General features: G+C 43.6%; 38 protein-coding genes. 34 read left to right on the top strand and 4 right to left on the bottom strand.

The features are described 5' to 3' along the window. Positions 1-13: 13 nt before the first annotated feature. From carB to KCV26_01020, 4 genes are all read right to left on the bottom strand, one after another. Positions 14-4369, bottom strand: a complete 4356-nt coding sequence (carB, locus tag KCV26_01035) for a carbamoyl-phosphate synthase (glutamine-hydrolyzing) large subunit (protein WZX37005.1) — start codon at positions 4367-4369, stop codon at positions 14-16. Between the two features lie 215 nt (positions 4370-4584). Beyond that, positions 4585-5112, bottom strand: coding sequence for a DUF4252 domain-containing protein (locus tag KCV26_01030; GenBank protein WZX37004.1), 528 nt, complete (start codon positions 5110-5112; stop codon positions 4585-4587). Then, complete coding sequence (locus tag KCV26_01025) at positions 5109-5672, bottom strand: hypothetical protein (GenBank protein ID WZX37003.1); 564 nt, start codon at positions 5670-5672, stop codon at positions 5109-5111. The genes KCV26_01030 and KCV26_01025 overlap by 4 nt, the downstream gene beginning before the upstream one ends. Then, a complete protein-coding gene (locus KCV26_01020) occupies positions 5669-6178 on the bottom strand; it encodes an RNA polymerase sigma factor (protein ID WZX37002.1) in 510 nt (169 codons plus the stop codon). The genes KCV26_01025 and KCV26_01020 overlap by 4 nt, the downstream gene beginning before the upstream one ends. 320 nt (positions 6179-6498) lie before the next feature. Between KCV26_01020 and rpsL the strand changes: the two genes are divergently transcribed. From rpsL to KCV26_00850, 34 genes are all read left to right on the top strand, one after another. Then, positions 6499-6906, top strand: a complete 408-nt coding sequence (gene rpsL, locus KCV26_01015) for a 30S ribosomal protein S12 (protein ID WZX37001.1) — start codon at positions 6499-6501, stop codon at positions 6904-6906. A 165-nt stretch (positions 6907-7071) separates the two neighbouring features. After that, positions 7072-7548, top strand: coding sequence for a 30S ribosomal protein S7 (rpsG, locus tag KCV26_01010; GenBank protein WZX37000.1), 477 nt, complete (start codon positions 7072-7074; stop codon positions 7546-7548). Positions 7549-7573: 25 nt separating this feature from the next. Next, the gene (gene fusA / locus KCV26_01005) at positions 7574-9703 is read left to right on the top strand and encodes an elongation factor G (protein WZX36999.1); all 2130 of its coding nucleotides are present in this window, start codon (positions 7574-7576) and stop codon (positions 9701-9703) included. A gap of 15 nt (positions 9704-9718) precedes the next feature. Next, positions 9719-10024 (top strand): 30S ribosomal protein S10, encoded by a 306-nt coding sequence (gene rpsJ / locus KCV26_01000; protein WZX36998.1) that lies wholly within the window; start codon positions 9719-9721, stop codon positions 10022-10024. A 104-nt stretch (positions 10025-10128) separates the two neighbouring features. Further along, positions 10129-10746, top strand: a complete 618-nt coding sequence (gene rplC, locus KCV26_00995; protein WZX36997.1) for a 50S ribosomal protein L3 — start codon at positions 10129-10131, stop codon at positions 10744-10746. 1 nt (position 10747) lies between these two features. Continuing rightward, on the top strand, positions 10748-11377 hold the full coding sequence (rplD, locus tag KCV26_00990; GenBank protein WZX36996.1) for a 50S ribosomal protein L4: 630 nt from the start codon (positions 10748-10750) through the stop codon (positions 11375-11377). A 12-nt stretch (positions 11378-11389) separates the two neighbouring features. Further along, on the top strand, positions 11390-11683 hold the full coding sequence (gene rplW / locus KCV26_00985; GenBank protein ID WZX36995.1) for a 50S ribosomal protein L23: 294 nt from the start codon (positions 11390-11392) through the stop codon (positions 11681-11683). 7 nt (positions 11684-11690) lie between these two features. Then, the gene (gene rplB, locus KCV26_00980) at positions 11691-12518 is read left to right on the top strand and encodes a 50S ribosomal protein L2 (protein WZX36994.1); all 828 of its coding nucleotides are present in this window, start codon (positions 11691-11693) and stop codon (positions 12516-12518) included. Positions 12519-12539: 21 nt separating this feature from the next. After that, the gene (rpsS, locus tag KCV26_00975; protein WZX36993.1) at positions 12540-12809 is read left to right on the top strand and encodes a 30S ribosomal protein S19; all 270 of its coding nucleotides are present in this window, start codon (positions 12540-12542) and stop codon (positions 12807-12809) included. A gap of 35 nt (positions 12810-12844) precedes the next feature. Beyond that, positions 12845-13255 carry a 50S ribosomal protein L22 gene (gene rplV / locus KCV26_00970; protein ID WZX36992.1) on the top strand — a complete coding sequence of 137 codons (411 nt, stop codon included), beginning with the start codon at positions 12845-12847 and terminating at the stop codon, positions 13253-13255. A 9-nt stretch (positions 13256-13264) separates the two neighbouring features. Next, positions 13265-14029 carry a 30S ribosomal protein S3 gene (gene rpsC / locus KCV26_00965; protein WZX36991.1) on the top strand — a complete coding sequence of 255 codons (765 nt, stop codon included), beginning with the start codon at positions 13265-13267 and terminating at the stop codon, positions 14027-14029. Between the two features lie 6 nt (positions 14030-14035). Beyond that, on the top strand, positions 14036-14464 hold the full coding sequence (rplP, locus tag KCV26_00960) for a 50S ribosomal protein L16 (GenBank protein ID WZX36990.1): 429 nt from the start codon (positions 14036-14038) through the stop codon (positions 14462-14464). A gap of 10 nt (positions 14465-14474) precedes the next feature. After that, positions 14475-14678, top strand: coding sequence for a 50S ribosomal protein L29 (rpmC, locus tag KCV26_00955; GenBank protein WZX36989.1), 204 nt, complete (start codon positions 14475-14477; stop codon positions 14676-14678). Between the two features lie 8 nt (positions 14679-14686). Then, positions 14687-14944, top strand: a complete 258-nt coding sequence (gene rpsQ / locus KCV26_00950) for a 30S ribosomal protein S17 (protein WZX36988.1) — start codon at positions 14687-14689, stop codon at positions 14942-14944. Position 14945: 1 nt separating this feature from the next. Continuing rightward, the gene (gene rplN, locus KCV26_00945; GenBank protein ID WZX36987.1) at positions 14946-15311 is read left to right on the top strand and encodes a 50S ribosomal protein L14; all 366 of its coding nucleotides are present in this window, start codon (positions 14946-14948) and stop codon (positions 15309-15311) included. 21 nt (positions 15312-15332) lie between these two features. Further along, positions 15333-15653, top strand: coding sequence for a 50S ribosomal protein L24 (gene rplX / locus KCV26_00940; protein WZX36986.1), 321 nt, complete (start codon positions 15333-15335; stop codon positions 15651-15653). Further along, complete coding sequence (gene rplE / locus KCV26_00935; GenBank protein ID WZX36985.1) at positions 15653-16315, top strand: 50S ribosomal protein L5; 663 nt, start codon at positions 15653-15655, stop codon at positions 16313-16315. The genes rplX and rplE overlap by 1 nt, the downstream gene beginning before the upstream one ends. 3 nt (positions 16316-16318) lie before the next feature. Further along, the gene (gene rpsN / locus KCV26_00930; GenBank protein ID WZX36984.1) at positions 16319-16588 is read left to right on the top strand and encodes a 30S ribosomal protein S14; all 270 of its coding nucleotides are present in this window, start codon (positions 16319-16321) and stop codon (positions 16586-16588) included. A gap of 70 nt (positions 16589-16658) precedes the next feature. Next, complete coding sequence (rpsH, locus tag KCV26_00925) at positions 16659-17054, top strand: 30S ribosomal protein S8 (GenBank protein ID WZX36983.1); 396 nt, start codon at positions 16659-16661, stop codon at positions 17052-17054. Positions 17055-17072: 18 nt separating this feature from the next. Further along, positions 17073-17627, top strand: coding sequence for a 50S ribosomal protein L6 (gene rplF / locus KCV26_00920; protein WZX36982.1), 555 nt, complete (start codon positions 17073-17075; stop codon positions 17625-17627). A gap of 21 nt (positions 17628-17648) precedes the next feature. Further along, entirely contained in the window at positions 17649-17993 is a 345-nt protein-coding gene (locus KCV26_00915) for a 50S ribosomal protein L18 (protein WZX36981.1), read from the top strand. A 6-nt stretch (positions 17994-17999) separates the two neighbouring features. Then, positions 18000-18518 (top strand): 30S ribosomal protein S5, encoded by a 519-nt coding sequence (gene rpsE / locus KCV26_00910; GenBank protein ID WZX36980.1) that lies wholly within the window; start codon positions 18000-18002, stop codon positions 18516-18518. 18 nt (positions 18519-18536) lie between these two features. Beyond that, positions 18537-18713: a 50S ribosomal protein L30 gene (rpmD, locus tag KCV26_00905; GenBank protein ID WZX36979.1), complete on the top strand. Its 177-nt coding sequence runs from the start codon at positions 18537-18539 to the stop codon at positions 18711-18713. A 31-nt stretch (positions 18714-18744) separates the two neighbouring features. Beyond that, positions 18745-19191 carry a 50S ribosomal protein L15 gene (rplO, locus tag KCV26_00900; protein ID WZX36978.1) on the top strand — a complete coding sequence of 149 codons (447 nt, stop codon included), beginning with the start codon at positions 18745-18747 and terminating at the stop codon, positions 19189-19191. A 4-nt stretch (positions 19192-19195) separates the two neighbouring features. Further along, positions 19196-20518: a preprotein translocase subunit SecY gene (gene secY, locus KCV26_00895; protein ID WZX36977.1), complete on the top strand. Its 1323-nt coding sequence runs from the start codon at positions 19196-19198 to the stop codon at positions 20516-20518. Between the two features lie 21 nt (positions 20519-20539). Continuing rightward, positions 20540-21325 (top strand): type I methionyl aminopeptidase, encoded by a 786-nt coding sequence (gene map, locus KCV26_00890; protein WZX36976.1) that lies wholly within the window; start codon positions 20540-20542, stop codon positions 21323-21325. A gap of 11 nt (positions 21326-21336) precedes the next feature. Beyond that, positions 21337-21555 (top strand): translation initiation factor IF-1, encoded by a 219-nt coding sequence (gene infA / locus KCV26_00885; protein ID WZX36975.1) that lies wholly within the window; start codon positions 21337-21339, stop codon positions 21553-21555. Positions 21556-21644: 89 nt separating this feature from the next. Continuing rightward, positions 21645-21761, top strand: coding sequence for a type B 50S ribosomal protein L36 (gene ykgO, locus KCV26_00880; protein ID WZX36974.1), 117 nt, complete (start codon positions 21645-21647; stop codon positions 21759-21761). Positions 21762-21790: 29 nt separating this feature from the next. After that, complete coding sequence (rpsM, locus tag KCV26_00875) at positions 21791-22171, top strand: 30S ribosomal protein S13 (protein ID WZX36973.1); 381 nt, start codon at positions 21791-21793, stop codon at positions 22169-22171. A gap of 12 nt (positions 22172-22183) precedes the next feature. Beyond that, positions 22184-22573 (top strand): 30S ribosomal protein S11, encoded by a 390-nt coding sequence (gene rpsK, locus KCV26_00870; protein WZX36972.1) that lies wholly within the window; start codon positions 22184-22186, stop codon positions 22571-22573. 153 nt (positions 22574-22726) lie between these two features. Then, positions 22727-23335, top strand: a complete 609-nt coding sequence (gene rpsD, locus KCV26_00865; GenBank protein WZX36971.1) for a 30S ribosomal protein S4 — start codon at positions 22727-22729, stop codon at positions 23333-23335. Positions 23336-23339: 4 nt separating this feature from the next. Next, positions 23340-24341, top strand: coding sequence for a DNA-directed RNA polymerase subunit alpha (locus KCV26_00860; protein WZX36970.1), 1002 nt, complete (start codon positions 23340-23342; stop codon positions 24339-24341). A 5-nt stretch (positions 24342-24346) separates the two neighbouring features. Beyond that, on the top strand, positions 24347-24994 hold the full coding sequence (gene rplQ, locus KCV26_00855) for a 50S ribosomal protein L17 (GenBank protein WZX36969.1): 648 nt from the start codon (positions 24347-24349) through the stop codon (positions 24992-24994). A 206-nt stretch (positions 24995-25200) separates the two neighbouring features. Next, positions 25201-26439, top strand: coding sequence for an NAD(P)/FAD-dependent oxidoreductase (locus KCV26_00850; GenBank protein ID WZX36968.1), 1239 nt, complete (start codon positions 25201-25203; stop codon positions 26437-26439). Positions 26440-26584: the final 145 nt, after the last annotated feature.

The following is a 26584-nucleotide window of genomic DNA, read 5'->3' as shown; positions in this document are numbered from 1 at the left end:
GCTACCCGGCTTTCTACTTATACTCTCCCCAATGCTTGATCTCAATATCCTCCGCCTTCATGAAGCAGAAGGCTTTGATAAAGGCGCTCGCCAGCCGGGCGTTGGTTATGAGCGGGATGTTGAAATCTATAGCTCCCCGACGGATTTTGTAGCCGTTTGTTAATTCCCTTTCGGTCAGGTTTTTGGGAATATTGATGACCAGGTCCACTTTCTTTTCGGCAATCATGTCCGTAACTTTCGGTTCGCCCTCTTCGTCCGGCCAGGCTACACAGGTACTTTTCACACCGTTTTCCTCGAAAAATTTTTGCGTACCGCCGGTTGCAAACAAGTGGTATCCATTGTCGACCAGAAGCCGACAGGCATCCAGTAGCGCTACTTTCGATTTGGTACTTCCCGAGGAAACGACAATGTTTTTCCCGGGTATCCGGTATCCCACCGAAAGCATGGCGGTAAGCAGTGCGTCGTCGAAGTGGGTTCCGAGGCAGCCCACCTCGCCTGTGGATGCCATATCCACTCCCAGTACGGGGTCTGCCTTTTGCAAACGGGTGAAAGAGAATTGTGATGCCTTAATGCCCACGTAGTCCAGATCGAATGCCGACTTCTCAGGCCTTTGGACTTCTTCTCCAAGCATCACCCGTGTAGCCAGTTCGATAAAGTTGATCTTTATCACTTTGGAAACAAACGGGAACGAACGCGAGGCCCTCAGGTTGCACTCGATCACTTTTATGTCGTTGTCTTTTGCCAGAAACTGGATGTTGAAAGGCCCCGAGATGTGCAGTTCCCTAGCAATCTCCCTGGCAATCTGTTTAATCCGGCGAACGGTTTGCGTATAGATTTTTTGCGGTGGAAACTGGATGGTAGCATCGCCTGAATGGACGCCAGCAAATTCCACGTGTTCAGAAATGGCATAAACCACCAACTCTCCGTTTTGTGCGACGGCATCAATTTCGATTTCCTTTGCTCCTTCGATGAATTCTGAAACGACTACCGGATATTCTTTCGATACTTCCGTGGCCAGCGTCAGGAAGCGTTCCAGCTCGTTCGTGTTGGAACATACGTTCATTGCAGCTCCTGAAAGGACATACGAAGGACGCACCAGCAGGGGAAAGCCCACTTCGTTTACAAATTGGTTGATATCTTCAAGCGTTGTCAGTTCCTTCCACCTCGGCTGATCTATTCCCAGGCGGTCCAGCATGGATGAAAACTTGTGGCGGTCTTCCGCATTATCAATATCCGTAGCTTGCGTGCCTAGAATCTTCACGCCCGACTGGTGCAGCCGCACCGCTAAGTTGTTTGGAATTTGTCCACCGGTGGACACGATCACCCCTTTCGGATTTTCCAGTTCAATGATATCCCTTACCCGTTCATAGCTCAATTCATCAAAGTAAAGGCGGTCGCACATATCGTAATCGGTCGAAACGGTTTCGGGATTATAGTTGATCATCACTGAGCGCAATCCTTTTTTCCGAATGGTATTGAGCGCATTCACCGAGCACCAGTCGAATTCTACCGATGAGCCTATGCGGTAGGCTCCCGAGCCCAACACAATCACAGACCGGTGGTCGCCCAGGTATTTTACATCATTGACTGTTCCGTTGTATGTCAGGTAGAGGTAGTTGGTCTGCGCCGGATATTCAGCCGCCAGGGTGTCTATTTGTTTTACCACAGGCAGGATCCCGCGTTTGATGCGTTCCTCTCGAACCGTATCTTTAGGCATCGGTTTCCTGTATATCAGTTTTTCGATCTGATAATCCGAAAATCCGGCTTTTTTTGCCTTGACAAACAATTCCGTCGCAAGTTGCTCCTTATCACTGCATTTCTCAATGGAACGAGCTGTATCAACAATATTTTTCAGTTTATAAAGGAACCACCGGTCAATTTTTGTCAACTCGTAAATCTTGTCTACCGGATATCCCTGTTCGAATGCTTGGGAGAGGTAGATGACGCGTTTGTCGGTTGGGATGCTTAGATTTTTGTCCAATTCATTGGTAAACAGGTGCTTGTTTCCTGAAAATCCGTGCATGCCCTGTTGGATCATCCGCAATCCCTTTTGGAATGCCTCTTCAAAACTTCGTCCGATGGACATAATTTCACCCACCGATTTCATTGAAGAGCCTATTTCGCGGCTGACGCCGTGAAATTTTGCCAGGTCCCAGCGCGGAATTTTACAAACAATATAGTCCAGTGCGGGTTCAAAGAATGCTGATGTTTCTTTTGTTACCGAATTTTTAAGTTCGGGAAGGCCGTACCCTAGCCCCAGCTTCGCGGCCACGAAGGCCAGGGGGTAACCGGTAGCTTTGGAAGCCAGCGCGGAGGAGCGGCTCAGGCGGGCGTTAACTTCAATCACGCGGTAATCTTCGGAGAATGGGTCAAAAGCATATTGAACGTTGCATTCGCCCACAATGCCGATGTGGCGGATGATGCGGATCGCGAGTTCACGAAGCTTGTAATATTCGCTGTTGGAAAGCGTTTGCGAAGGGGCTACCACGATGCTTTCCCCGGTGTGTATACCCAGCGGATCAAAATTTTCCATGTTACAAACCGTGATGCAGTTGTCGTACCGGTCGCGTACCACTTCATACTCAATCTCCTTCCAGCCTTTTAATGATTTTTCAACCAACACTTGTGGTGAATAATTGAAAGCCTTTGTAACGAGTGATTCCAGTTCGTCTTCGTTGTCACAGAAGCCGCTTCCCAGCCCGCCCAGAGCATAAGCAGCCCGTACGATTACCGGATAGCCGAGTTTGTCGGCTGCCCTGAGAGCGTCCTTAAGCGAGGTTACCGCTTCGCTCTGGATATATTTTACGCCGATTTCGGAAAGTTTTTGATTGAAGATTTCCCGGTCTTCCGTGTCGATAATAGCTTGTACGGGGGTGCCGAGCACGCGCACGTTGTATTTCTCGAGGATCTTATTCTTATATAGCGCTACGCCGCAGTTCAGCGCCGTCTGTCCTCCAAACGAAAGAAAGATGCTGTCGGGACGCTCTTTTTCGATTACCCGCTCCACAAAATCCGGGGTTACGGGCAAAAAGTAAACCTTGTCGGCAATGCCCTCTGAGGTCTGAACAGTAGCAATATTGGGGTTAACCAGTACGGTTTCAATGCCTTCTTCTTTCAGGGCCTTTAAGGCTTGCGAACCGGAATAGTCGAATTCGCCGGCTTCGCCAATTTTCAGTGCGCCAGAACCCAAGAGCAGAACTTTCTTGACAGATCCTTTTTCAATGCCCCGGTAAACTTGTTTTAAAACTGATTTTGCATCGAGTTCATCCTCGATGAGTTTTGGAATCGGAATATTTTTAACTTCGAGCGTCCGGATAAACACATCAAAGAGAAACTCGGTGTCGGTCGGCCCTGCCGATGCCTCGGGGTGGAATTGACAGGAGAACCAGGGATTGGTTTTGTGGCGGATGCCTTCGTTCGTTCCGTCGTTCATGTTGACGAAAAGAGGTTCCCATTCCACGCCCAGCGAGTTGTTATCCACCGCGAAACCGTGGTTTTGAGAAGTTACGAACGCCCGTTGCGTCCCGACGAGTTGAACCGGCTGATTGCAGCTGCGATGCCCGTATTTCAGCTTATAGGTGCTGGCTCCTCCTGCCAGTGAAAGCAATTGGTTTCCCATGCAGATTCCGAAAATTGGTTTGCCGGTTTGCATTGCTTTTCGGATGTTGTTTACGGTTGGCGTACAGAAAGCCGGGTCACCGGGGCCGTTGGAAATGAACAATCCGTCGAACTCCATCTCGTTAAAATCGTAATCCCAGGGTACGCGCACGATTGTCGTATCCCGTTTCAGCAGGCAGCGAATGATGTTGTTTTTCACGCCACAATCGACCAGTACCACTTTGTGTTTTCCGCTGCCGTAGACAATTGTCTTCTTGCAGCTTGCTTTTGCAACTTGATTTTCGTCATCGGGATTTACAAACGGTATGTCGGGTTCACCGGGAAAGACCAGTTTACCAAGCATTGTCCCTTTTTCCCGGACCAGCTTGGTCAGTTCGCGCGTGTCGATGCCGTAGACGGCAGGTACTTTGTTTTCCTTCAGCCAGTCGCTTAAACTTTTTGCAGCGTTCCAGTGGCTGTATTCAAAAGAAAAATCGGAAACAATAAGGCCGCTTGCCTGTATTCTTTCCGATTCGTAAAAGGTAGAAATGCCTTGGTGCGATTCGTCTTTGGGGACGCCGTAGTTTCCGATAAGCGGGTAGGTCAGCGTCAGGATTTGCCCGAGGTAGGAGGGATCTGAAAGGCTTTCGGTGTAGCCGACCATTCCAGTGCTGAAAACAACTTCACCGGCAACCGGTGCTTCGTAACCAAATGATTTTCCCTGAAATACTGTTCCGTCTTCGAGAACAAGATGGAGTGATTTGTTATACATATTGTTTAGGTGTGGATTTGATGTGAGCAGTAATAATAACCTACTGTATCAAAAGTTTCGCAAATTTACAAATTCTCTTGCATTTTAATTCAAAAAAAACGTATTTTTGTGCCATAAAAGCAGCAGGCGGCTAAACTCACGTTCTGCCGCCTGCTCATCGTTTAAATATAAAAAAGAAAAAAGTTATTTGTGCTCGTTCGGTTTGACTGACCGGGTCAGTTGTTTTTTTCGTTTCCTTTCTCTAAAACAGGTTCTTCTGCTTCTCCTTTCCGCAATGAGTCGGAAATTTTCGAGATTGAGTTGAAGTCTATATTCCCCGAAACGGTTATGATGGTCAGTTTACTGTCGTCATCCAATGCCATAAGGATAAGATCCTGCGTTTTCTCGTCGGTTTTTTTCATCAGGATATTTATTTTCGACCTCCTTTCATTCACCGATACTACCTCCTTGTAGTCTGTGAATTCGCTGGATGCCATCTCTTTTGCTTTTTCAAAATAGAATTTTGAGTCTGCTTTGTTTTCTGTTGTAATGATGCGAATGCTGTTTAACTCGCGAAAAGTTGTCTTTAGTTCTTCATCGCTGGTATTCGACGCCATTTTGTTAAGCATCGCTTTCCCTATGTTTACGTTACTTACCGGCCGTTCCGTTTCGACGCACTCCTTCAGGAATCTCGTAATGAAATCGTTTGCAAAGGTTGAAGTTGCCAAAAACAACGTAAACAAGACCAGAAAAATTTTTCTCATAGATTTTCGGGTTTGATATTCTTACTTAAATCGGGGTCATAGAGTGGAATCCTGGTGCTCAACGAATCGATTTCCGACCAATCCAGGTCTAAATCATCCAATTGCTCCAGCGACTTCAAAGATGCTTCTTCGGTGGCCCGTAATGCTTTGGATAGCTTCTCTAGGGCCGAGGTGGCCTGTTGTATGGCTGCACGAGGATCGTTGTATGTTTCGGCAAAGACCCGGTTGTTTTGGCGGGCAACAAAGTAAACGGATACCCCAATCCCGGCAATGAGAATAACCGATGCGGCGATACGCAGGAAAGGCTCGAATATTTTTATGGTGATGTATTGTTTTTGCCGGTCGGTTCTGCGGATCAGTGTATCAAGTTTCTTCTCAAAATCACAGCTCAATTTCATTGCCTGATGGTTTTGTTTATAGGCAAACAAAGGTGTATACGGCAGCAAGTCATCGGGGACGTCACCGAAGTTGAAAAATTCCTGTAGTTCCCTTTCCTCCGAAACCGATGTTTCGCAGTTCCAGTAATTCTCCAGCAATGTATGTATTCTTTCGTTGTTCATTCTTGTTTACCCGATAATAATTCTTTCAATTTATTTCTAGCCCTAAAGAGGTTCACTTTTACCAAATCTTCGCTAATATCCAATACTTGCGCTATTTCCTTGTAACTCATTCCTTCAATCTCACGCAGTTGAAACACCGCTTTCTGGCTTTCCGACAGTTGATTAATGCACCTATATATTAATGTGTTCCTTTCGGTTTCCACCAGTTTGAAAAACGGCGTTACGTGATCGGTAAAAATTCCGTTTTCCAATTCAGGAGCAATATTTTCTGTTCTTCGTATCGATAGAGACTCCACTCTGTCGAGCGCCAGGTTTTTTGTAGCGCGGAAACAATAGGCTTCCAGATTCTCGATGTTTTCCCACTCGTTATTTTTCGACCAAAGCTTCAAAAACACGTCTTGTACAATGTCTTCGGCTTCGGCGGAATCTCTCACGATGCTCCACGCAAGCCGGAAGAGTTTATCCTTTAGCGGTAAAATGATCCGATGGAATTTATCGTGACTCATTAGTTGGATGACGGATAAATGTTGAAAAAGTTACATTGAATTGCGAAAATAGTTGTTTTTTTATAAAAATCGGTGGCGACGTAAGAAATAGTTGTTGTTTTTTCAAAATATCAGTTGTCTGGATTTTGTAAAATAGTTGAAAAAACACCGTCAATAATTTGCATATCATGTTGATTATTTGTAATTTTGTGCCGTTTTTAACCCCAGAGACGGTGGTTTTTGACGTTAATCATTTGATTATATTTAAGTTATAATTGGGTGAGGTTGTGTAAAGAAATTAAATTTATCAGTAAAATAAAAGACAAAAAGAAAGTAGAAAAATGCCTACAATTCAACAATTAGTAAGAAAAGGCCGTACGGTTATAGAAGAGAAAAGTAAATCCCGTGCGCTTGATTCGTGTCCGCAAAGACGCGGTGTCTGCGTGAGGGTTTATACTACTACTCCCAAAAAACCAAACTCAGCAATGAGGAAAGTGGCTCGTGTACGTTTAACTAACACTAAGGAGGTGAACGCTTATATTCCGGGCGAAGGGCACAACTTGCAGGAGCACTCTATTGTATTGGTGCGTGGCGGTCGTGTTAAAGACCTTCCGGGTGTACGTTATCACATTGTTCGCGGAACATTGGATACTGCCGGGGTAAATGGCCGTACTCAACGTCGTTCTAAATATGGAGCTAAGCGTCCTAAACCGGGAGCAGTTGCCAAGCCGGGTGCAAAGAAGAAATAATCCCGCACAATAAAAGTACGCTTTATTTTTTATAAGTTAAAATTCATGTAAAATCGCTGTTGGAATTTTTGGGAAAAGCTACTATAGGTTGAGTAAACGGTTCGGAGGAATTGTTGAAGACAGATAAAAAACGGCAACCAAACACAACACAAATCAATTAAAACAATGAGAAAAACAAAACCTAAAAAAAGACAGGTTCTACCCGATCCTGTATATGGTGATGTAAGGGTGACAAAGTTTGTTAACCACCTTATGTATGACGGAAAGAAGAGTATATCTTACGATATTTTCTATTCTGCATTGGATACAGTGAAGGCTAAATTGCCCAACGAAGAAAAACCGGCTCTCGAGATTTGGAAAGCCGCATTAGACAATATAACACCGCAGGTTGAAGTGAAATCACGCCGTGTTGGCGGAGCAACATTTCAGGTGCCTACAGAAATTCGTCCCGAAAGAAAAGAATCCATTTCAATGAAAAACCTCATTCTTTATGCTCGCAAAAGAGGAGGTAAGACGATGGCAGACAAACTGGCTGCTGAGATCGTTGATGCGTATAACAATCAGGGTGGATCATATAAACGTAAAGAAGATATGCATAGAATGGCAGAAGCGAACAGGGCTTTTGCACATTTCAGATTTTAAATAAACAGACTGTTAGGTAAAAAAGATGGCAAAAGGTTCAAAAGAAGCATTAATTTTCACTCGCAATATAGGTATCATGGCGCACATTGATGCCGGCAAGACGACTACGTCGGAACGTATCTTGTTTTACACGGGATTAACCCATAAAATTGGAGAGGTACACGATGGGGCGGCCACGATGGACTGGATGGAGCAGGAGCAGGAGCGGGGTATAACCATTTCTTCTGCGGCCACAACCGCGAACTGGAAATATAATGACAAAACATACAAAATTAATCTAATTGATACTCCGGGACACGTTGACTTCACCGTAGAAGTTGAGCGTTCATTGCGTATTCTCGACGGAGCCGTGGCGGCATTTTGTGCCGTAGGTGGGGTTGAGCCGCAATCGGAAACTGTGTGGCGTCAGGCAGATAAATACAAAGTGCCGCGAATTGGTTACGTGAATAAGATGGACCGTTCTGGGGCTAACTTTTTTGAGGTAGTTCGTCAGGTAAAAGAAGTACTTGGTGCAACTCCTTGTCCCATCCAAATCCCCATAGGCGCAGAAGAGAACTTCAAGGGCGTGGTGGATTTGATTACAATGAAAGCGTTGTATTGGCACGATGAGACCATGGGTGCTGAGTATCACATAGAGGAGATACCTGTTGATTTATTGGATGAAGCCAACGAGTGGAGAGAAAAGATGCTCGAAACGGTTGCTGAGTTCGATGATGTGTTGATGGAGAAGTTTTTCGACGATCCTTCAACCATCACGGAGGATGAGGTGAGAGCAGCTGTAAGGAAGGGAACACTTTCCATGCAGATAAATCCGATGATCTGTGGCTCTTCATTCAAAAACAAAGGAGTACAAACGTTGCTGGATGCTGTTTGTTCTTACTTGCCCAGCCCGGTCGACACCGATGCTATTGAGGGCGTTGATCCGAGAGATACAGACAAAATAGTCGTCAGACGTCCTGATCCTAACGAGCCGATGTGCGCCCTGGCGTTCAAAATCGCGACTGACCCATATGTGGGACGTCTCTGTTTCTTTCGTGTTTATTCGGGAGAACTGGAAGCAGGTTCTTACGTTTATAATCCCCGATCGGGGAAAAAGGAACGTATCTCACGTTTGTTCCAAATGCACTCTAACAAACAGAATCCGAAAGAATTCATTGGATGTGGAGACATCGGTGCTGGAGTTGGTTTTAAGGATATTCGCACGGGCGACACGCTTTGTGAAGAAAGCAAACCCATTGTTTTGGAATCGATGGATTTCCCTGATCCGGTTATCGGTATTGCTGTAGAGCCTAAGACCCAGAAAGATTTGGATAAACTCTCCGTTGGTTTGGCTAAACTGGCAGAAGAAGACCCTACATTTACGGTTAAGACGGATGAAGAAACCGGTCAGACGGTTATTTCCGGAATGGGAGAACTTCACCTGGAAATCATTATCGACCGGTTGAAACGTGAGTTTAAAGTCGAAGCCAATCAAGGGCGTCCGCAAGTTTCTTATAAAGAGGCTATTACTAAGCCGGTTGAGTTGCGTGAGGTTTACAAGAAGCAGACTGGGGGGCGCGGTAAATTTGCCGACATCATCGTACGGGTAGAACCGGCCGATGCAGATTTCGAAGGGGAACTGCAATTTATCGATGAGGTAAAAGGCGGAAATATCCCCAAAGAGTATATACCGTCTATCCAGAAGGGTTTTGCACGCGCCATGAAGAACGGTGTTCTCGCCGGTTATGCGTTGGACAAGCTGAAAGTTACGGTAATTGATGGTTCTTACCATCCGGTAGACTCCGATCAGTTGTCATTCGAAATATGTGCTATTCAGGCATTCAGAAGTGCCAGCGAAAAAGCCGGTCCTGTTTTAAAAGAGCCGATCATGAAGGTGGAAGTAGTAACTCCAGAGGAAAGTATGGGGGATGTGATTTCCGATCTGAACAAGCGGCGCGGACAAATCGAAGGCATGGAATCGAACCGGTCGGGTGCACGCATTGTAAAGGCAAAAACTCCGCTTTCGGAAATGTTCGGATATGTAACTTCATTGCGGACCATTACTTCGGGAAGAGCAACCTCCACAATGTCTTTCGACCATTTTGAGGAAGTTTCTCCCTCGATTGCAAGACAAGTGCTGACGGAAGTAAAAGGTCGTGTTGATTTGATTAAATAACATTATAAAAATAATATGAGCCAAAAAATCAGAATTAAACTGAAGTCCTACGATTACAGCCTGGTGGATAAATCTGCAGAAAAAATCGTAAAAACCGTAAAAGCTACGGGTGCAGTAGTAAGCGGACCCATTCCGTTGCCCACACACAAACGCATATTTACTGTGAACCGCTCTACATTCGTAAACAAAAAATCGCGCGAGCAATTCGAACTCTCGTCTTTCAAGCGGCTGATCGATATCTACAGCTCAACGGCAAAAACCGTTGACGCGCTGATGAAGCTTGAATTGCCGAGTGGGGTAGAAGTAGAAATCAAAGTGTAATAAATAAGACAAAAGAGCCAGGAGCCAGGACAGAAGAACCAAGATAAAAATCGTTGGCTCTTGGTTCTTGAATCTAAATAATTAATTAATTAAACAACAGAGAAATGCCAGGATTAATTGGAAAAAAAATCGGAATGACATCCGTTTTCAGTGCCGAGGGGAAAAATGTTCCATGCACTGTTATCGAAGTAGGTCCTTGCGTGGTTACTCAGGTAAAGACCGTTGAAAATGACGGTTACGACGCTATTCAACTTGGGTTTGAAGATAAAAAAGACAAACACACACCCAACGGCGAAAAAGGTCATTTTAAAAAAGCCGGAGTTACCCCGAAGAGACACTTGGCCGAGTTCAAAGGATTTGGAAACGACTACAAGTTGGGGTCCGAAATCACTGTTGATCTTTTTAACGATGCCGTTTACGTGGACGTGATCGGGACATCGAAAGGAAAAGGGTTTCAAGGTGTAGTAAAACGCCACGGTTTCGGTGGTGTAGGACAGTCCACACACGGGCAGCATAACCGTTTGCGTGCCCCGGGTTCTATCGGAGCCTGTTCGTATCCCGCGAAAGTATTTAAAGGTACTCGTATGGGCGGCCAGATGGGTAATGAGCGGGTAACCGTTCAAAATCTTCAGGTGATTAAAGTAATTCCCGAACACAATCTTTTATTGTTGAAAGGTTCGATTCCGGGATGTAAAGGTTCAATTGTAGCAATAGAAAAATAAAATGGAATTAAGCATATACAATATCAACGGAGAGGTAACAGATAAAAAGGTGACACTCAATGATTCCATTTTCGGAATTGAACCTAACGATCATGTTATCTGGTTAGACGTAAAACATTATTTGGCTAACCAGCGTCAGGGTACGCACAAATCGAAAGAGAGAAATGAAATAGCTGGAAGCACCCGCAAGCTCATTCGCCAGAAAGGGAGTGGTGGTGCACGCCGTGGCGACATCAAATCGCCGGTTATGGTAGGCGGAGGCCGGGTCTTTGGTCCTAAACCACGTGATTACGGCTTTAAGCTCAACAAAAAGGAAAAAGCATTGGCACGTCGTTCAGCACTTTCATTAAAAGCCAGAAACGAAGCTATTTGGGTAGTGGAAGATTTCAACTTCGACGCACCCAGAACGAAGAACTTTGCTGAGCTAACAAAAAAACTGCAACTGGCTGATAAAAAGCTACTTTTCGTTTTGCCAAGTCAAAATAAAAACGTATATTTGTCGGCTCGAAATTTACCGGGAGTTGAGATTATAACTGCTTCAGACATAAATACATACAAAATTATGAACTGTGGGAATTTAGTGCTCACGGAATCGTCTGTTGCGGTAATTGATGATTTACTTAAAGCATAAGGAGACAAAACAATGGGAGTAATTATAAAACCAATTTTTACAGAAAAACAAACCGCGGTTACCGAGAAGTTCGAAAACCGTTACGGTTTCATTGTAGTTCCCGGAGCTAACAAAGTAGAAATCAAAAATGCAATTGAATCGCTCTACAATGTTCACGTAGAACAGGTGAATACAATGAAATACGATGGCAAGCTGAGAAGCCGCTACACAAAATCCGGTGTTGTTACCGGTAGCACGCCATCTTATAAAAAAGCAATTGTAACCTTGAAAAAAGGTGAAACAATCGATTTATTCAGCAATATCTAATTAAAAAATGGCAATACGTAAACTAAAGCCCACAACACCGGGGCAAAGACACAAGATTATCGGTTCTTTTGAAAATATCACTGCATCAGAACCGGAAAAATCTCTTGTAGTTGGTAAAACAAGTACAGGTGGACGCAACCATCGCGGGAAAATGACGATAGGTTACATTGGTGGCGGACACAAAAAACGTTTTCGTTTTATTGATTTCAAGAGAACAAAAGACGGAGTTCCTGCCGTTGTAAAAAGCATTGAATACGATCCCAATCGTTCTGCACGCATCGCGTTGCTTTATTATGCCGATGGAGAAAAAACGTATATCCTTGCTCCCAACGGATTAGAAGTTGGAACCACAGTGATGTCGGGACCGGAAGCTGCTCCCGAAGTTGGCAATACACTGCCTTTGGCAAACATACCCCTTGGTACGGTGATTCATAACGTTGAGTTGCGCCCGGGACAAGGTGCAAAAATGGTGCGTTCGGCCGGAACATTCGCTCAGTTGGTTTCGCGTGAAGATAAATACGCGATTATCAAAATGCCTTCAGGTGAAGTTCGTAAAATTCTTGCTACATGTAAAGCTACTATAGGAAGTGTTGGTAATTCAGACCATGCTCTGCAACAATCAGGTAAAGCCGGTCGTTCAAGATGGCTTGGACGTCGTCCACACACACGCGGGGTTGTTAAAAACCCGGTTGACCACCCCATGGGTGGTGGTGAGGGCCGCGCGTCGGGAGGTCATCCACGTTCGCCCAAAGGTATTTATTCAAAGGGCTTGAAAACAAGAGCTCCGAAAAAGCATTCTTCTAAATACATCGTAGAAAGAAGAAAGAAAAAATAACCTGATTAACAAGTAAGAATTATGAGCAGATCATTAAAAAAAGGTCCGTATATCAACATAAAATTAGAGAAGAAAGTGAATGACATGAACGAGAGCGGCAAAAAAGCTGTCGTAAAAACATGGGCACGTGCTTCAATGATTTCCCCCGATTTCGTGGGCCACACTATTGCTGTACACAACGGAAATAAATTTATTCCGGTGTATATTACCGAAAACATGGTAGGACATAAGTTAGGTGAATTTGCGGTAACGCGCACATTCCGTGGACATTCCGGCAACAGAAAGAAATAATCGGCGGGCTTAACTGAATAAAAAAAAGAAAAGACATGAGTGCTAGAAAAAGAATATCAGCAGAACAACGCAAAGAAAACCGCAGAGAGGTTGCTTTAGCCGTGTTGAAAAATGCTCCTTCTTCGCCCCGGAAAATGCGATACGTTGCAGATATGGTGCGCGGAATGGAAGTTTTTAAAGCATTGGGCGTTTTGAAGTTTTCCAGCAAGGAGGCATCGAGAAGAGTTGAAAAATTATTACTCTCGGCCATCTCTAACTGGGAACAGAAAAACGAACGCAAAGCCGAAACCGGCGAACTTTATATCAAAATAATTTCTGTAGACGAAGGTGCAACGCTGAAGAGACTTCGTCCTGCCCCGCAAGGCCGCGGCTACAGAATTCGCAAACGTTCAAATCACGTGACAATTGTGGTAGATACTTATAAAAAAGAACAAGAACAAAATTAATACAGGCAGATGGGACAAAAAGTAAATCCGATAGCAAATCGTTTGGGAATCATCAAAGGATGGGACTCTAATTGGTACGGTGGAGATAATTATGGCGAAATGATGCTGGAAGACAGCAAAATTCGCACTTATTTGAATGCTCGTCTGGCCAAAGCAAGTGTTTCTCGCATTGTCATTGAAAGAACGCTGAAATTAGTTACCATCACTATCTGTACCGCCCGCCCGGGAATCATTATCGGTAAAGGTGGCCAGGAAGTGGACAAGCTAAAAGAAGAGTTAAAGAAAATAACCGATAAGGATGTTCAAATCAATATCTTCGAGATAAAGAAACCCGAGCTGGATGCGGTTATCGTGGCCAATAATGTTGCTCGCCAGGTGGAAGGTAAAATTGCTTACCGCAGAGCGGTTAAAATGGCCATCGCATCTACCATGAGGATGGGCGCAGAAGGCATAAAGATTCAAATCTCAGGTCGCTTGAACGGTGCCGAAATGGCCCGGTCGGAAATGTATAAAGAGGGAAGGACTCCGTTGCATACTTTCCGTGCCGACATTGATTATGCTCATGCAGAAGCGTTGACCAAAGTTGGATTGATCGGTATCAAGGTTTGGATCTGCAGAGGTGAGATCTACGGTAAAAAAGACCTGGCACCTTCATTCGCATCTTCCAAGGAAAATCGTTCACAAGGCGGTGGCGGACGCAGCGACAGAGGTAATCGCCCCGAAGGAGGCAGAGGTGCCAGAAGAAACAGAAGAAATAATAACAAAAACGCATAAACCAATATGTTACAACCGAAAAAATCAAAATTTAGAAGACAGCAGAAAGGCCGCATGAAAGGCTTCGCCGGTCGCGGTAATCAGTTGGCATTCGGTTCGTTCGGGATAAAATCGTTACAATCAAAATGGATCACTGGCAATCAGATTGAGGCTGCCCGTGTTGCCGTAACACGCTATATGCAACGCCAAGGACAAGTTTGGGTACGCATCTTCCCCGATAAACCAATTACCAAAAAACCTGCTGAAGTACGTATGGGTAAAGGAAAAGGTAATCCCGAAGGATACGTGGCTCCTGTTACTCCCGGAAGAATTATTTTCGAAATCGAAGGTGTACCGTACGATGTCGCAAAAGAAGCTCTCCGCCTGGCAGCACAGAAATTGCCTGTTACGACAAAATTCGTTGTCAGAAGAGATTATGAACAACCCCAAAATTAATTCGTAAGGCATGAAATCAAAAAAACAAGAATACAAGGAGTTATCGGATAAGGATTTGAAGGAAAGGTTGGATGCTGAACAGGCGGACCTGATTCAGACCAAGATTTATCATACAACTACTCCGCTCGACAATTCAGGTTCGATAAGAGAAAAACGCAGAAACATTGCACGTATTCAGACTGAATTGCGCGCTCGTGAATTGAAAAAAGCTTAATAATTATAATGGAAACGAGAAATTTAAGAAAAGAAAGAATCGGGGTCGTTTTCAGCAACAAGATGGAAAAAACCATCACCGTTACTGTAAAATGGAAAGAAAAACACCCTATATATGGGAAGTTCGTTAGTAAAACGAAAAAATTTCACGCCCATGATGAAAAGAATGACTGTAACATAGGGGATACAGTACGTATAATGGAAACACGTCCTTTGAGCAAAACAAAGAGATGGAGAGTGGTTGAAGTAATAGAAAGGGCTAAGTAAGATGATACAGCAAGAATCAAGACTAAACGTGACCGACAATAGCGGAGCCAAGGAAGCCCTTTGCATCCGTGTATTAGGTGGAACAAGAAGACGCTACGCGTCTGTTGGGGATGTAATTGTTGTGGCTATCAAGAGCGTAATCCCTTCGAGTGACATTAAAAAAGGCGCTGTAACAAAAGCAATCATTGTACGTACGAAAAAAGAAATTCGTCGTGCTGATGGTTCTTATATTCGTTTCGACGACAATGCCTGCGTCCTTCTGAACAACGCCGGTGAGTTGAGAGCCAGCCGTATCTTTGGGCCGGTTGCACGTGAATTACGTGCTACAAACATGAAGATTGTTTCATTAGCGCCCGAAGTACTTTAATCTATTAAACAATCACAGACAATGAGTAAATTACATATTAAAAAAGGAGATACGGTTTACGTGAACTCCGGTGAAGACAAAGGCAAAACAGGACGTGTGCTCGAGGTACTGGTGGCTAAAAACCGCGCCATTGTAGAGGGAGTAAATATCGTGTCGAAGCATGCAAAACCCAATGCACAGAATCCCAATGGAGGTATCGAAAAGAAAGAAGCTTCCATTCATCTCTCGAAACTAAATTTGGTTGATCCGAAAACCGGTAAACCAACGCGCATTGGAAGAAAAGAAGACAGTAAAGGTAAGTTAGTACGTTATGCAAAAAAATCAGGGGAGGTAATTAAGTAATGGCTAAAGAAGTGAAAAAAGAAAAAGCGGCAAAAGCCGCTGAACCCAAAGCTGAAGTTCAGAAAGAAGCTCAGGCTGCTGCTCCCCAAACAGAAGATCAGGGAAACAGAAGTACGGTTACTCTCAAAAAAGAATACGGGGAACGTATTGTGCCTGCCCTAATGAAGGAATTTGGATACAAATCCGTTATGCAGGCTCCCAAACTTGATAAAATTGTTATTAATCAGGGATTGGGTATAGGAGTGGCTGACAAGAAAATTATCGAAACAGCAATCAACGAGTTAACGGCAATTACCGGTCAGAAAGCAGTGGCAACTTACTCGAGAAAGGATATTTCCAACTTTAAGTTGCGTAAGAAAATGGCTATCGGAGCCCGTGTTACGTTGCGTCACGATAAAATGTACGAATTTCTCGAAAGACTTATCCGTGTTGCATTACCGCGTATTCGTGACTTCAGGGGGATTGAGGGTAAACTCGACGGAAGAGGAAACTATACCCTGGGGATCCAGGAACAGATTATCTTCCCTGAAATCAATATCGACAGCATCTCCCGTTTGCTGGGAATGAACATTACGTTCGTTACCTCTGCAGCAACCGATGAAGAAGGCTATGCACTCCTCAAAGAATTTGGATTACCGTTTAGAACAGAAAAAAACAAGTAAGAAATGGCAAAAGAATCAATGAAAGCCCGCGAGGTGAAAAGAGCTAAAATGGTTGCCCGTTATGCCGAAAAAAGAGCAAAATATTTGGCTGAAGGTGATTACGAAGCACTTCAAACCATCCCTAAGAATGCGTCTCCCGTTCGTTTGCACAACCGTTGCAACTTAACCGGACGTCCTAAAGGCTATATGCGCCAGTTTGGATTATCCCGCATTCAGTTCAGGGAAATGGCATCGAAAGGGCTTATCCCCGGAGTGAAAAAAGCAAGCTGGTAATATACAGTAAACTAACGAAGTTTTATTAAATATTGTCCCGACAGTCGGGATCAATTTAAATTTTTTTATAATGACAGATCCAATAGCAGATTATTTGACGCGGTTGAGAAATGCTATCCAGGCGAAACATCGTGTGGTGGAGATTCCCGCATCAAACTTGAAAAGAGACATCACAAAGATTCTCTTTGACAAAGGCTACATCCTTAATTATAAGTTTGTAGAGGATGGACCGCAAGGCTCAATTATGATTGCCTTGAAATACGATCCGGTAAATAAAGTGAATGCGATCAAAAAACTGATTCGCATATCTTCACCCGGGTTACGTCGGTATACCGGTTATAAGAATATGCCCCGGGTACTGAACGGTTTGGGTATTGCCATATTATCTACTTCAAAAGGAGTAATGACGGATAAAGAAGCTGCCGTTCAGAAAATCGGTGGTGAAGTATTGTGTTACGTTTATTAATTTCAGGAGGAGAATAATATGTCAAGAATAGGAAAATTGCCCATTTCATTGCCTTCCGGCGTTGTAGTAACGGTGGGAGAAGATAACGTGATTACGTTGAAAGGCCCTAAGGGAGAACTGAAACAACACGTAAACCCTGATATTAAAGTCGAGGTTGAAAACGGAATTTTAACCGTTATCAGGCCTACCGACGACAGAGAACACAGAGCCATGCACGGGTTATACCGTTCTTTGCTCCACAATATGGTGATTGGCGTTTCGGAAGGATTTCGCAAGGAACTGGAGCTTGTTGGTGTTGGATACCGTGTAACCAATAACGGACAAATTCTGGAATTATCACTTGGTTATACCCACAACATATTCCTGGAATTACCCCAGGAGATTAAAGTGGAAACCAAGATGGAAAGGAACAAGAATCCGCTTATTATTTTGGAGTCTTCCGATAAGCAATTGCTCGGACAGGTTTGTGCAAAAATTCGTTCATTCCGCAAACCCGAACCTTACAAAGGTAAAGGTATTAAATTTGTTGGTGAACAAATCCGTCGCAAATCGGGTAAGACAGCAGGTAAATAATTTACGTAAACAGAAATCGCTATGTTAACAAAAACAGAAAGAAGACTAAAGATTAAGACTCGTGTTCGCGGTAAGATCAGCGGGACCAAGGAGTGTCCGCGTTTGTCCGTGTTCAGGAGTAATAAACAAATATACGCGCAGGTTATCGATGATATTAATGGAGTTACGCTGGCATCGGCTTCATCTTTGAAAGTGGAAGAAAAACTTCCCAAAAAAGAAATAGCTGCAAAAGTTGGCGAGATGATTGCCAGCAACGCTAAAGAAGCCGGGGTTGAGAAGGTAGCATTCGACAGAAACGGTTACTTATATCATGGACGTATAAAAGAATTGGCTGATGCCGCTCGTAAAGGAGGACTTAAATTTTAAACAACTATGACAGGAACAGATAGAAGAGTAAAATCGACAAACGATTTAGAGTTGAAGGACAGGCTAGTGGCTATCAATCGTACTACCAAGGTAACAAAAGGAGGTCGTACATTCACATTTGCTGCTATGGTTGTAGTTGGAAACGAAGACGGTATTATTGGCTGGGGATTGGGTAAAGCCGGTGAGGTGACTACTGCTATTGCTAAAGGTGTTGAAGCAGCCAAAAAGAACTTGATGAAAGTTCCCGTTTACAAAGGGACCATACCTCACGAACAATCTGCCCGTTTCGGCGGAGCCGAAGTTTTTCTGAAACCAGCCTTTACCGGAACAGGAGTAAAAGCAGGAGGTGCCATGCGTGCCGTGTTGGAAAGTGCAGGAATTACCGATATTCTGGCGAAATCGAAAGGATCGTCAAATCCTCACAACCTGGTGAAAGCTACCATTGAAGCCTTGTGCGAACTGAGAGACCCCATTACTGTTTCTCAAAATCGCGGAGTTAGTTTAGAAAAAGTATTTAACGGATAAAAACGGAAGGATTTTGAAATGGCTACTATAAAAGTAAAACAGACTACCAGCAGGATTAACTGCCCTAAAATTCAGAAAAAAACGTTAGATGCGTTAGGATTGACAAAAATGAACAAAGTGGTTGAACATGAAGATAACCCTACTATCAGAGGTCTTATCAGCAAAGTTCATCATTTGGTAACGATTGTAGAATAAATTAGTTTATAACGATAAAAAATAGATAATGATGAATTTATCGAACTTAAAACCCGCTGAAGGCGCAACCAAAACCCGTAAAAGAATCGGACGCGGATCGGGATCGGGCAGAGGAGGTACTTCGACAAGAGGACACAAAGGACAAAAATCAAGATCGGGTTATTCCAGAAAAACCGGATTTGAAGGTGGACAGATGCCTTTACAGCGTCGTGTACCTAAATTCGGATTTAATCCACTGAGCAGAGTTGAATACAAAGCCATCAACATTGAAACACTTCAGGTATTGGCCGACTCTCAGAAAATAGATAAGATAACTCCGGAGGTATTGATCAATGCCGGCCTTATTTCCCGAAAACACTTGGTTAAAATTCTTGGAAGAGGAACACTTTCGGCAAAATTGGAAGTTGAAGCTCATGCTTTCTCCAAGGCAGCCGAGCAAGCTATTTCTTCTGCAGGAGGTACAGCCGTAAAACTCTGAAAAAATGGGATTTGTACAGACAGTAAAAAATATTTGGAAAATTGAAGACCTGCGGATGAGGTTACTCATCACGCTGGGTTTTATTGCCATATACAGGTTTGGTTCGTTTGTCGTACTTCCGGGTGTTAACCCGTTGCAACTCGAGGCCTTACAGGCAAATGCAAGCTCAGGTCTGCTGGGATTGCTCGATATGTTCTCGGGAGGTGCGTTCGCAAACGCTTCTATTTTTGCATTGGGAATCATGCCCTACATCTCTGCTTCCATTGTGATGCAGTTGTTAGGCATTGCCGTTCCGGCTTTCCAGAAAATGCAACGTGAAGGTGAGAGTGGACGTACGAAGATGAACCAGTATACCCGTTATCTAACGGTTGCCATTTTGCTTTTCCAAGGGCCCGCTTATATCTACGGAGCTTTAGGATCGGCAATTCCGGGAGGATTGTTTGATTGGGTAATTCCTTCAACCGTTATTCTCGCCGGTGGGAGTATGTTTGTGTTGTGGTTGGGAGAAAGAATTACCGACAAGGGAATTGGTAACGGTATTTCCTTTATCATCCTGATTGGTATTATTGCCCGTCTGCCGCATGCTTTGGTCGCTGAGTTCGATCGGTTGCTCAATGCCCCCGGGGGATTGGTGCTCTTCCTGCTCGAAATCATTTTCCTGATGGTGGTTATAGCCGGAGCGATTATGTTGGTACAAGGCACGAGAAAAATTCCTGTACAGTATGCTAAACGGATTGTGGGAAACAAGCAATACGGCGGTGTTCGCCAGTATATACCCTTGAAAGTGAATGCAGCTAACGTAATGCCTATTATCTTTGCTCAGGCGATTATGTTTATACCGCTTACTATTGCCCAGTTTTCAGTAGGAGAGGGAGGTGGATTTTGGGCCTCGCTGATGAATTACACCAGTTTTTCGTATAACTTCATCTTTGCGTTGCTGATTATTGCTTTCACCTATTTCTATACGGCAATCACTGTTAATCCTATTCAAATGGCAGAGGATTTGAAAAGAAACAACGGCTTTATTCCTGGTGTAAAACCGGGTAAAAGGACAGCAGAGTATATCGATCTGGTCATGTCCAGGATTACATTTCCTGGTTCAATTTTCTTGGCTTTGGTCGCTATTATGCCTGCTTTTGCCGGAATTACCGGGATAAATTCACAGTTCGCACAATTTTTTGGCGGAACCTCGTTGCTAATTCTTGTTGGAGTAGTGCTTGACACCTTGCAACAGATAGAAAGTCACTTGCTGATGCGTCATTACGATGGCTTCCTTAAATCGGGAGCTAAAATAAAGGGCCGATCCGGTTCAATTGCAGCTTATTAAGTTTCTGGTGAATAAATGGGGATGAATAGTAGAACGATCATACTGAAAACCGACGAAGAAATTGAATTGATGCGTCAAAGCAACCGTTTGGTAGGAATGACTCTGGGAGAGCTTTCCAAACATATCAAACCTGGGGTGACGACACTTCAACTCGACAAAATTGCAGAAGAGTTTATCAGGGATCACGGAGCAATCCCCACTTTTTTAGGATACGGCGGTTTTCCTAATTCCATTTGTGCTTCGGTAAATGAAAAAGTGGTACATGGAATTCCCAACAATCACCCTTTGCAGGAAGGCGACATTATATCTATTGATTGTGGTACAAACAAACAGGGATATTGTGGCGATTCGGCATACACGTTCTGCGTGGGAGAGGTAAAAGAAGAGATTAAACAATTGCTCAAGGTTACCAAAGAAGCGCTTTACAAAGGCATCGAACAGGCCTGTCACGATAAGAGAGTGGGCGATATCGGTTTCACTATCCAATCGTATTGTGAGTCGCACGGTTATTCGGTTGTAAGGGAATTGGTTGGTCACGGAATAGGCAGAGACATGCACGAAGCACCCGAAGTGCCGAACTACGGCAGAAAAGGGACAGGTCCGTTATTGAAAAACGGAATGTGTATTGCTATTGAACCGATGATCAACATGGGAAGTAAAAATGTGGTATTTGAAAACGACGGATGGACGGTGCGAACCAAAGACCGCAAACCTTCAGCACATTTTGAACACACCATAGCTATCCGAAACGGGAAAGCCGATATTTTGTCGACATTTGAGTTTATTCAGGAAACAAGCAACAATTAAAAGGAGCAGAAATGGCTAAACAAACAGCAATTGAACAAGACGGAACAATAGTAGAAGCATTGTCTAATGCCATGTTCCGAGTAGAATTGGAAAACGGGCACGAAATTACCGCACACATCTCGGGGAAAATGCGTATGCATTATATCCGGATTTTACCCGGAGACAGGGTGCGCGTGGAAATGTCGCCTTACGATCTTTCGAAAGGAAGGATTTCATTTAGATACAAATAAAACAAGACAATTAGACATCAGATAGTAGACACCGGACCACAATTGTCTAAAATCTAAAATCTGATATCTGACATCTAAAAAATACAAATATGAAAGTAAGAGCATCTTTAAAAAAACGCACGGCTGACTGTAAAATCGTTCGCAGGAAAGGCCGCTTATACATTATCAACAAAAAGAATCCCAAGTTCAAACAACGTCAGGGGTAAATAAAAAAATAACAATTTAAAAAAATTATATGGCTATAAGAATTGTAGGGGTCGATTTGCCGCAAAATAAGCGAGGCGAGATAGCGTTAACTTATATCTATGGCATCGGACGCAGCTCGGCAAACGGTATTTTAGCTAAAGCCGAAGTGGATAGAGATATCAAAGTGAAAGATTGGACAGACGATCAGGCAGCACGTATTCGTGAGATTATTTCAACCGAATACAAAGTGGAAGGAGATCTTCGCTCTGAAGTACAGTTGAACATTAAACGACTGATGGATATCGGCTGCTACCGTGGTATCCGCCATCGTATCGGGTTACCTGTCCGCGGACAAAGCACCAAGAACAATGCACGTACGCGAAAAGGAAGAAAGAAAACCGTTGCTAATAAGAAAAAAGCTACTAAATAACAGATAAGGAATATGGCAAAAAGAACAGTTGCAGCAAAAAAGAGAAACGTTAAAGTAAGCGCCGAAGGACAGGCACACATCTCTTCATCGTTCAATAACATCATTGTTTCGTTAACCAACGACAACGGAGAGGTGATAAGCTGGTCATCAGCCGGAAAAATGGGCTTCAGAAGTTCCAAAAAGAACACGCCATACGCAGCTCAAATGGTGGCGTCGGACTGTGCTAAAGTGGCTTATGACTTGGGACTCCGCAAAGTGAAAGCTTATGTGAAAGGTCCGGGAAACGGTCGTGAGTCAGCTATCAGAACCATTCACGGTGCAGGAATTGAGGTAACCGAGATTGTAGACGTTACACCCATTCCACACAACGGCTGTCGCCCGCCCAAAGCAAGAAGAGTCTGATCCGGTAGTTATTCGTCTGAAAATCAAAAAAGAGTAAATAATCATAAGTTTCAATCATACAGAAACTTGAGCTGTGATTTGATTACAATACAACTTCTCTGTAATCGCGGCTGCACAGTTTAGGCTTCAGTAGAAAAAGTTTAATTTGTAAAAATGGCAAGATATACTGGTCCAAAAACAAAAATCGCCCGAAAATTCGGTGAACCTATTTTCGGTCCCGACAAGGTTCTTTCTAAAAAGAACTACCCCCCGGGACAGCACGGAAATACACGTAGACGTAAAACGTCGGAATACGGAATTCAGTTGCGTGAAAAGCAACGTGCAAAATACACTTACGGAGTATTGGAAAAACAATTCCGGTTAACTTTCGAAAAAGCTGCTCGTAGCCGCGGTATTACAGGTGAAGTACTGCTTCAGTTATTGGAATCGCGTTTAGACAACGTCGTTTATCGCTTAGGCATAGCACCTACTAGAGCAGCTGCCCGCCAGCTGGTATCGCACCGTCATATCACCGTAAACGGAAAAGTAGTAAACATTCCGTCGTATAGCGTGAGAGCCGGAGAAGTTGTCGGTGTGAGAGAAAAATCGAAATCGTTGGAAGTGATCTCAAATGCACTTACCGGTTTCAATCACAGTAAATATCCTTGGTTAGAGTGGGACAGAGCATCCATGAGCGGTAAGTTTCTGCATTTGCCCGAAAGAGCTGATATCCCCGAAAACATTAAAGAACAGTTGATCGTAGAATTATATTCTAAACAATAATTTCATGGCAATATTAGCATTCCAGAAACCCGATAAAGTAATCATGATCCAGGAGAATGCGTTCTCCGGGAAGTTCGAATTCCGTCCGCTGGAGCCCGGATACGGCATTACCATTGGTAACGCATTGCGCCGTATTTTGCTTTCTTCTCTCGAAGGATATGCAATTACATCGGTAAAGTTTGACGGTGTTGAACATGAATTTGCTTCTATTCCGGGTATAATTGAAGATGTGACGACTATTATCCTGAATCTGAAAAAAATCAGATTTAAAAGGATAGTAGAAGAATTTGATACGGAAAAAGTAAGTCTCAATGTATCGGGCACGAATGTGTTTAAAGCCGGAGATATTGGCAAATTACTGACTGGTTTTGAAGTACTGAATCCGGAACTCGAAATCTGTCATTTAGAGAAGAAAGCTGAATTACGGCTCGAACTGACCATCAACAAGGGACGTGGATATGTCCCTGCTGAGGAAAATCGTGCTATGTTGCCTTCTGAAGACGTGCAAACCATTGCAATCGACTCTATTTTCACGCCTATCAGAAATGTAAAATACGAAATAGAGAATTACCGTATCGAACAAAAGACCGACTACGAAAAATTAATTATCGAAGTTACCACGGATGGTTCCATCCAACCGAAAGATGCGTTGAAGGAGGCTGCTAAAATCCTTATCCAGCATTTTGCGTTATTCTCTGACGAAGCTAAGATGATGGTAGAAACCACCGGTACTGAGAATATCGAGGAGTTCGACGAAGAAGTGTTGCACATGCGCCAATTGCTGAAACGCAAATTGTCTGACCTGAATCTTTCGGTTCGTGCGCTCAACTGCCTGAAAGCGGCTGAAGTGGAAACCCTGGGTCATCTGGTGATGCACAACAAAAACGATTTGTTGAAGTTCAGAAACTTCGGTAAAAAATCGCTTACTGAACTGGAGGAATTGCTTGACAATTTAAGCCTGTCGTTCGGTATGGACATCTCGAAATATAAATTAGATAAAGATTAACGATAATGAGACACAATAAGAAAAATAATCATTTAGGACGTAAAGCTGCACACCGCGATGCCATGTTATCGAACATGGCAACATCGCTCATCATGCACAAACGTATTTTCACTACTGTGCCTAAAGCCAAGGAATTAAGAAAGTTTGTAGAACCCATCATCACCAAATCAAAAGAGGACTCCACCAGTTCGCGAAGAGTAGTTTTCAGTATTTTGCAAAATAAATTTGCAGTTACCGAACTTTTTCAGTATATTTCGCAAAAAGTAGCTGATCGTCCTGGAGGGTATACCCGCATCATCAAAACAGGCTATCGCTTGGGAGATAATGCAGCAATGTGCTTCATCGAGTTGGTTGACTACAACGAAAACATGTTGGGCGACGGCGGAGCTAAGAAAGCAAAAACACGCCGTTCACGTAGAAAAGCTACGGGTGCCGCCGCTCCAGCTACTGCCACCGATTCTAAAGCCAAGGACTCGAAAGTGAAAAAAGAAGAAGCAAAAGCTGAAGAAGTTAAGGCTGAAGAAACCGTTGAACTAAAAGATACAAAAGAAGTGAATGCTTCAGAAGTTCCTGTGACAGAAAAAGTTGATACACAGGACAAAACGCAAATCGCTGAGGGAGCATCTGCCGAAGGTGAAGGACTAAAAGACTGAACCAAGATGTAACCACAGCGAAGCTGTGATTTTTAAAATGTTAAACATTAAGAAAGCGCCGCGAGTGATTCGTAGCGCTTTCTGCTTTTTACATATTTGTCAAGCTGTCCGACCCTTTGAAAACATTCTGCCGTTTCAGACGTTTTATGATTAAAATGAATGCGCATGATCTATTAAAACTTGATTTATCAACTAATTTTTGAACAATGAAAAAGGTCGTAGTTATTGGTTGTGGTTTTGGGGGATTACAGTTTGTACGGCATTTGAAAAAAAACAGATTTGATATTCTTGTCATAGATAAAATAAATCATCACCAATTTCCTCCTCTGTTTTATCAGGTAGCTGCTTCGCAAATAGAACCGTCAACCGTTTCATTCCCCATTCGTAAAATATTTCAGAACAGAAAAGATGTCCGGATCCGCCTTGCAAAAGTATATTCCCTTAACGCCGGAGAGAAAACGATAGACACTTCTATCGGTACATTTTCATACGATTATCTGGTTATTGCCACCGGGTCGCGGACTAACTTCTACGGGAACCGCCAGGTAGAAGAATATGCATTGGGATTAAAATCTACTTACCAGGCCATTAATGTACGAAACTTTATCCTGATGAATTTTGAAAAACTCCTTTACGAAACTGATAAGGAAGGCTTGTACAACATCGTTATTGTGGGTGCAGGCGCCACAGGTGTTGAGATGGCCGGCGCATTTGTCGAGATGAAGCGCGAAGTACTTCCGAAAGACTATCCCCATATCGATTCGTCTAAGGTCAGTGTGTATCTCCTGGAAGGAGGGTCGAACACGCTGTCCACCATGAGTCGATTTGCACAAGACTATTCCGAAAAATACCTGCGTGATATGGGTGTGATTGTAAAAACCAACGTGATTGTAACCAATTACGACGGAAATGAAATCACACTCAACAATGGCGAAACCATTCGTTCCAAAAGCGTTATCTGGTCAGCCGGTATCACCGGTAATGCACTTGATGGTATTCCTCCACAATCCATAGTGAGAGGCGGAAGAATTAAAGTCGACCGGATAAACCGGGTGGAGGGACTCAGCGATGTTTTTGCTATCGGAGACGTGGCTTATATGGAAACCTCCAACTATCCCAAGGGGCATCCCCAGGTGGCAAATGTTGCCATAGGGCACGGCAAAAACTTGGCAAAAAACCTTCAGTACATCCATTTAAGGAAGACTAATCTCCGTCCTTATGAATACCGTAACCTTGGAACTATGGCAACTGTTAGCAGAAACAAGGCTGTAGTAGACCTGCCCTTTGCTAAATTTAAAGGACGGTTCGCGTGGCTTGTCTGGATGTTCCTTCACCTGATGCTTATACTTAGTGTGCGCAACAAACTCATTGTTTTTATCAATTGGGCGTGGAATTATGTTACTCGAAATAACTCGCTTCGGCTTATCCTGAAGGATCAGGATTGATTTGACCGTTTGAAAACGCTTGGTATGATTCAACCGGAAAACCGTTTTTTTGCCGGAAATAGGTCCTAAATTACAAAGTAGGTCGCACAGAGGGAGAGAGATGTATACTTTTGTTTTCAGAAAATTTTATTATTAACTTTTTTAA

Source organism: Petrimonas sulfuriphila (assembly GCA_038561985.1).
GTDB classification, from domain to species: domain Bacteria; phylum Bacteroidota; class Bacteroidia; order Bacteroidales; family Dysgonomonadaceae; genus Petrimonas; species Petrimonas sulfuriphila.
Note: the sequence above shows the minus strand (reverse complement) of the source record. Positions and strands in the feature narration are given on the sequence as shown.

Coding starts and splice junctions, on each gene's coding strand:
- rpsE (WZX36980.1), top strand. CDS start 18,000: ATGACAGGAACAGATAGAAGAGTAAAATCGACAAACGATTTAGAGTTG.
- rpmC (WZX36989.1), top strand. CDS start 14,475: ATGAAATCAAAAAAACAAGAATACAAGGAGTTATCGGATAAGGATTTG.
- infA (WZX36975.1), top strand. CDS start 21,337: ATGGCTAAACAAACAGCAATTGAACAAGACGGAACAATAGTAGAAGCA.
- rplB (WZX36994.1), top strand. CDS start 11,691: ATGGCAATACGTAAACTAAAGCCCACAACACCGGGGCAAAGACACAAG.
- rpsG (WZX37000.1), top strand. CDS start 7,072: ATGAGAAAAACAAAACCTAAAAAAAGACAGGTTCTACCCGATCCTGTA.
- rpsC (WZX36991.1), top strand. CDS start 13,265: ATGGGACAAAAAGTAAATCCGATAGCAAATCGTTTGGGAATCATCAAA.
- map (WZX36976.1), top strand. CDS start 20,540: ATGAATAGTAGAACGATCATACTGAAAACCGACGAAGAAATTGAATTG.
- rpsD (WZX36971.1), top strand. CDS start 22,727: ATGGCAAGATATACTGGTCCAAAAACAAAAATCGCCCGAAAATTCGGT.
- rpsJ (WZX36998.1), top strand. CDS start 9,719: ATGAGCCAAAAAATCAGAATTAAACTGAAGTCCTACGATTACAGCCTG.
- ykgO (WZX36974.1), top strand. CDS start 21,645: ATGAAAGTAAGAGCATCTTTAAAAAAACGCACGGCTGACTGTAAAATC.
- rplN (WZX36987.1), top strand. CDS start 14,946: ATGATACAGCAAGAATCAAGACTAAACGTGACCGACAATAGCGGAGCC.
- KCV26_01030 (WZX37004.1), bottom strand. CDS start 5,112: ATGAGAAAAATTTTTCTGGTCTTGTTTACGTTGTTTTTGGCAACTTCA.
- KCV26_00915 (WZX36981.1), top strand. CDS start 17,649: ATGTTAACAAAAACAGAAAGAAGACTAAAGATTAAGACTCGTGTTCGC.
- rplD (WZX36996.1), top strand. CDS start 10,748: ATGGAATTAAGCATATACAATATCAACGGAGAGGTAACAGATAAAAAG.
- rpsM (WZX36973.1), top strand. CDS start 21,791: ATGGCTATAAGAATTGTAGGGGTCGATTTGCCGCAAAATAAGCGAGGC.
- fusA (WZX36999.1), top strand. CDS start 7,574: ATGGCAAAAGGTTCAAAAGAAGCATTAATTTTCACTCGCAATATAGGT.
- KCV26_00850 (WZX36968.1), top strand. CDS start 25,201: ATGAAAAAGGTCGTAGTTATTGGTTGTGGTTTTGGGGGATTACAGTTT.
- carB (WZX37005.1), bottom strand. CDS start 4,369: ATGTATAACAAATCACTCCATCTTGTTCTCGAAGACGGAACAGTATTT.
- rplF (WZX36982.1), top strand. CDS start 17,073: ATGTCAAGAATAGGAAAATTGCCCATTTCATTGCCTTCCGGCGTTGTA.
- rplO (WZX36978.1), top strand. CDS start 18,745: ATGAATTTATCGAACTTAAAACCCGCTGAAGGCGCAACCAAAACCCGT.
- rplW (WZX36995.1), top strand. CDS start 11,390: ATGGGAGTAATTATAAAACCAATTTTTACAGAAAAACAAACCGCGGTT.
- rplP (WZX36990.1), top strand. CDS start 14,036: ATGTTACAACCGAAAAAATCAAAATTTAGAAGACAGCAGAAAGGCCGC.
- rplV (WZX36992.1), top strand. CDS start 12,845: ATGAGTGCTAGAAAAAGAATATCAGCAGAACAACGCAAAGAAAACCGC.
- secY (WZX36977.1), top strand. CDS start 19,196: ATGGGATTTGTACAGACAGTAAAAAATATTTGGAAAATTGAAGACCTG.
- KCV26_01025 (WZX37003.1), bottom strand. CDS start 5,672: ATGAACAACGAAAGAATACATACATTGCTGGAGAATTACTGGAACTGC.
- rplC (WZX36997.1), top strand. CDS start 10,129: ATGCCAGGATTAATTGGAAAAAAAATCGGAATGACATCCGTTTTCAGT.
- rpmD (WZX36979.1), top strand. CDS start 18,537: ATGGCTACTATAAAAGTAAAACAGACTACCAGCAGGATTAACTGCCCT.
- KCV26_00860 (WZX36970.1), top strand. CDS start 23,340: ATGGCAATATTAGCATTCCAGAAACCCGATAAAGTAATCATGATCCAG.
- rplX (WZX36986.1), top strand. CDS start 15,333: ATGAGTAAATTACATATTAAAAAAGGAGATACGGTTTACGTGAACTCC.
- rpsN (WZX36984.1), top strand. CDS start 16,319: ATGGCAAAAGAATCAATGAAAGCCCGCGAGGTGAAAAGAGCTAAAATG.
- rpsK (WZX36972.1), top strand. CDS start 22,184: ATGGCAAAAAGAACAGTTGCAGCAAAAAAGAGAAACGTTAAAGTAAGC.
- rplQ (WZX36969.1), top strand. CDS start 24,347: ATGAGACACAATAAGAAAAATAATCATTTAGGACGTAAAGCTGCACAC.
- rpsS (WZX36993.1), top strand. CDS start 12,540: ATGAGCAGATCATTAAAAAAAGGTCCGTATATCAACATAAAATTAGAG.
- rpsL (WZX37001.1), top strand. CDS start 6,499: ATGCCTACAATTCAACAATTAGTAAGAAAAGGCCGTACGGTTATAGAA.
- rplE (WZX36985.1), top strand. CDS start 15,653: ATGGCTAAAGAAGTGAAAAAAGAAAAAGCGGCAAAAGCCGCTGAACCC.
- KCV26_01020 (WZX37002.1), bottom strand. CDS start 6,178: ATGAGTCACGATAAATTCCATCGGATCATTTTACCGCTAAAGGATAAA.
- rpsQ (WZX36988.1), top strand. CDS start 14,687: ATGGAAACGAGAAATTTAAGAAAAGAAAGAATCGGGGTCGTTTTCAGC.
- rpsH (WZX36983.1), top strand. CDS start 16,659: ATGACAGATCCAATAGCAGATTATTTGACGCGGTTGAGAAATGCTATC.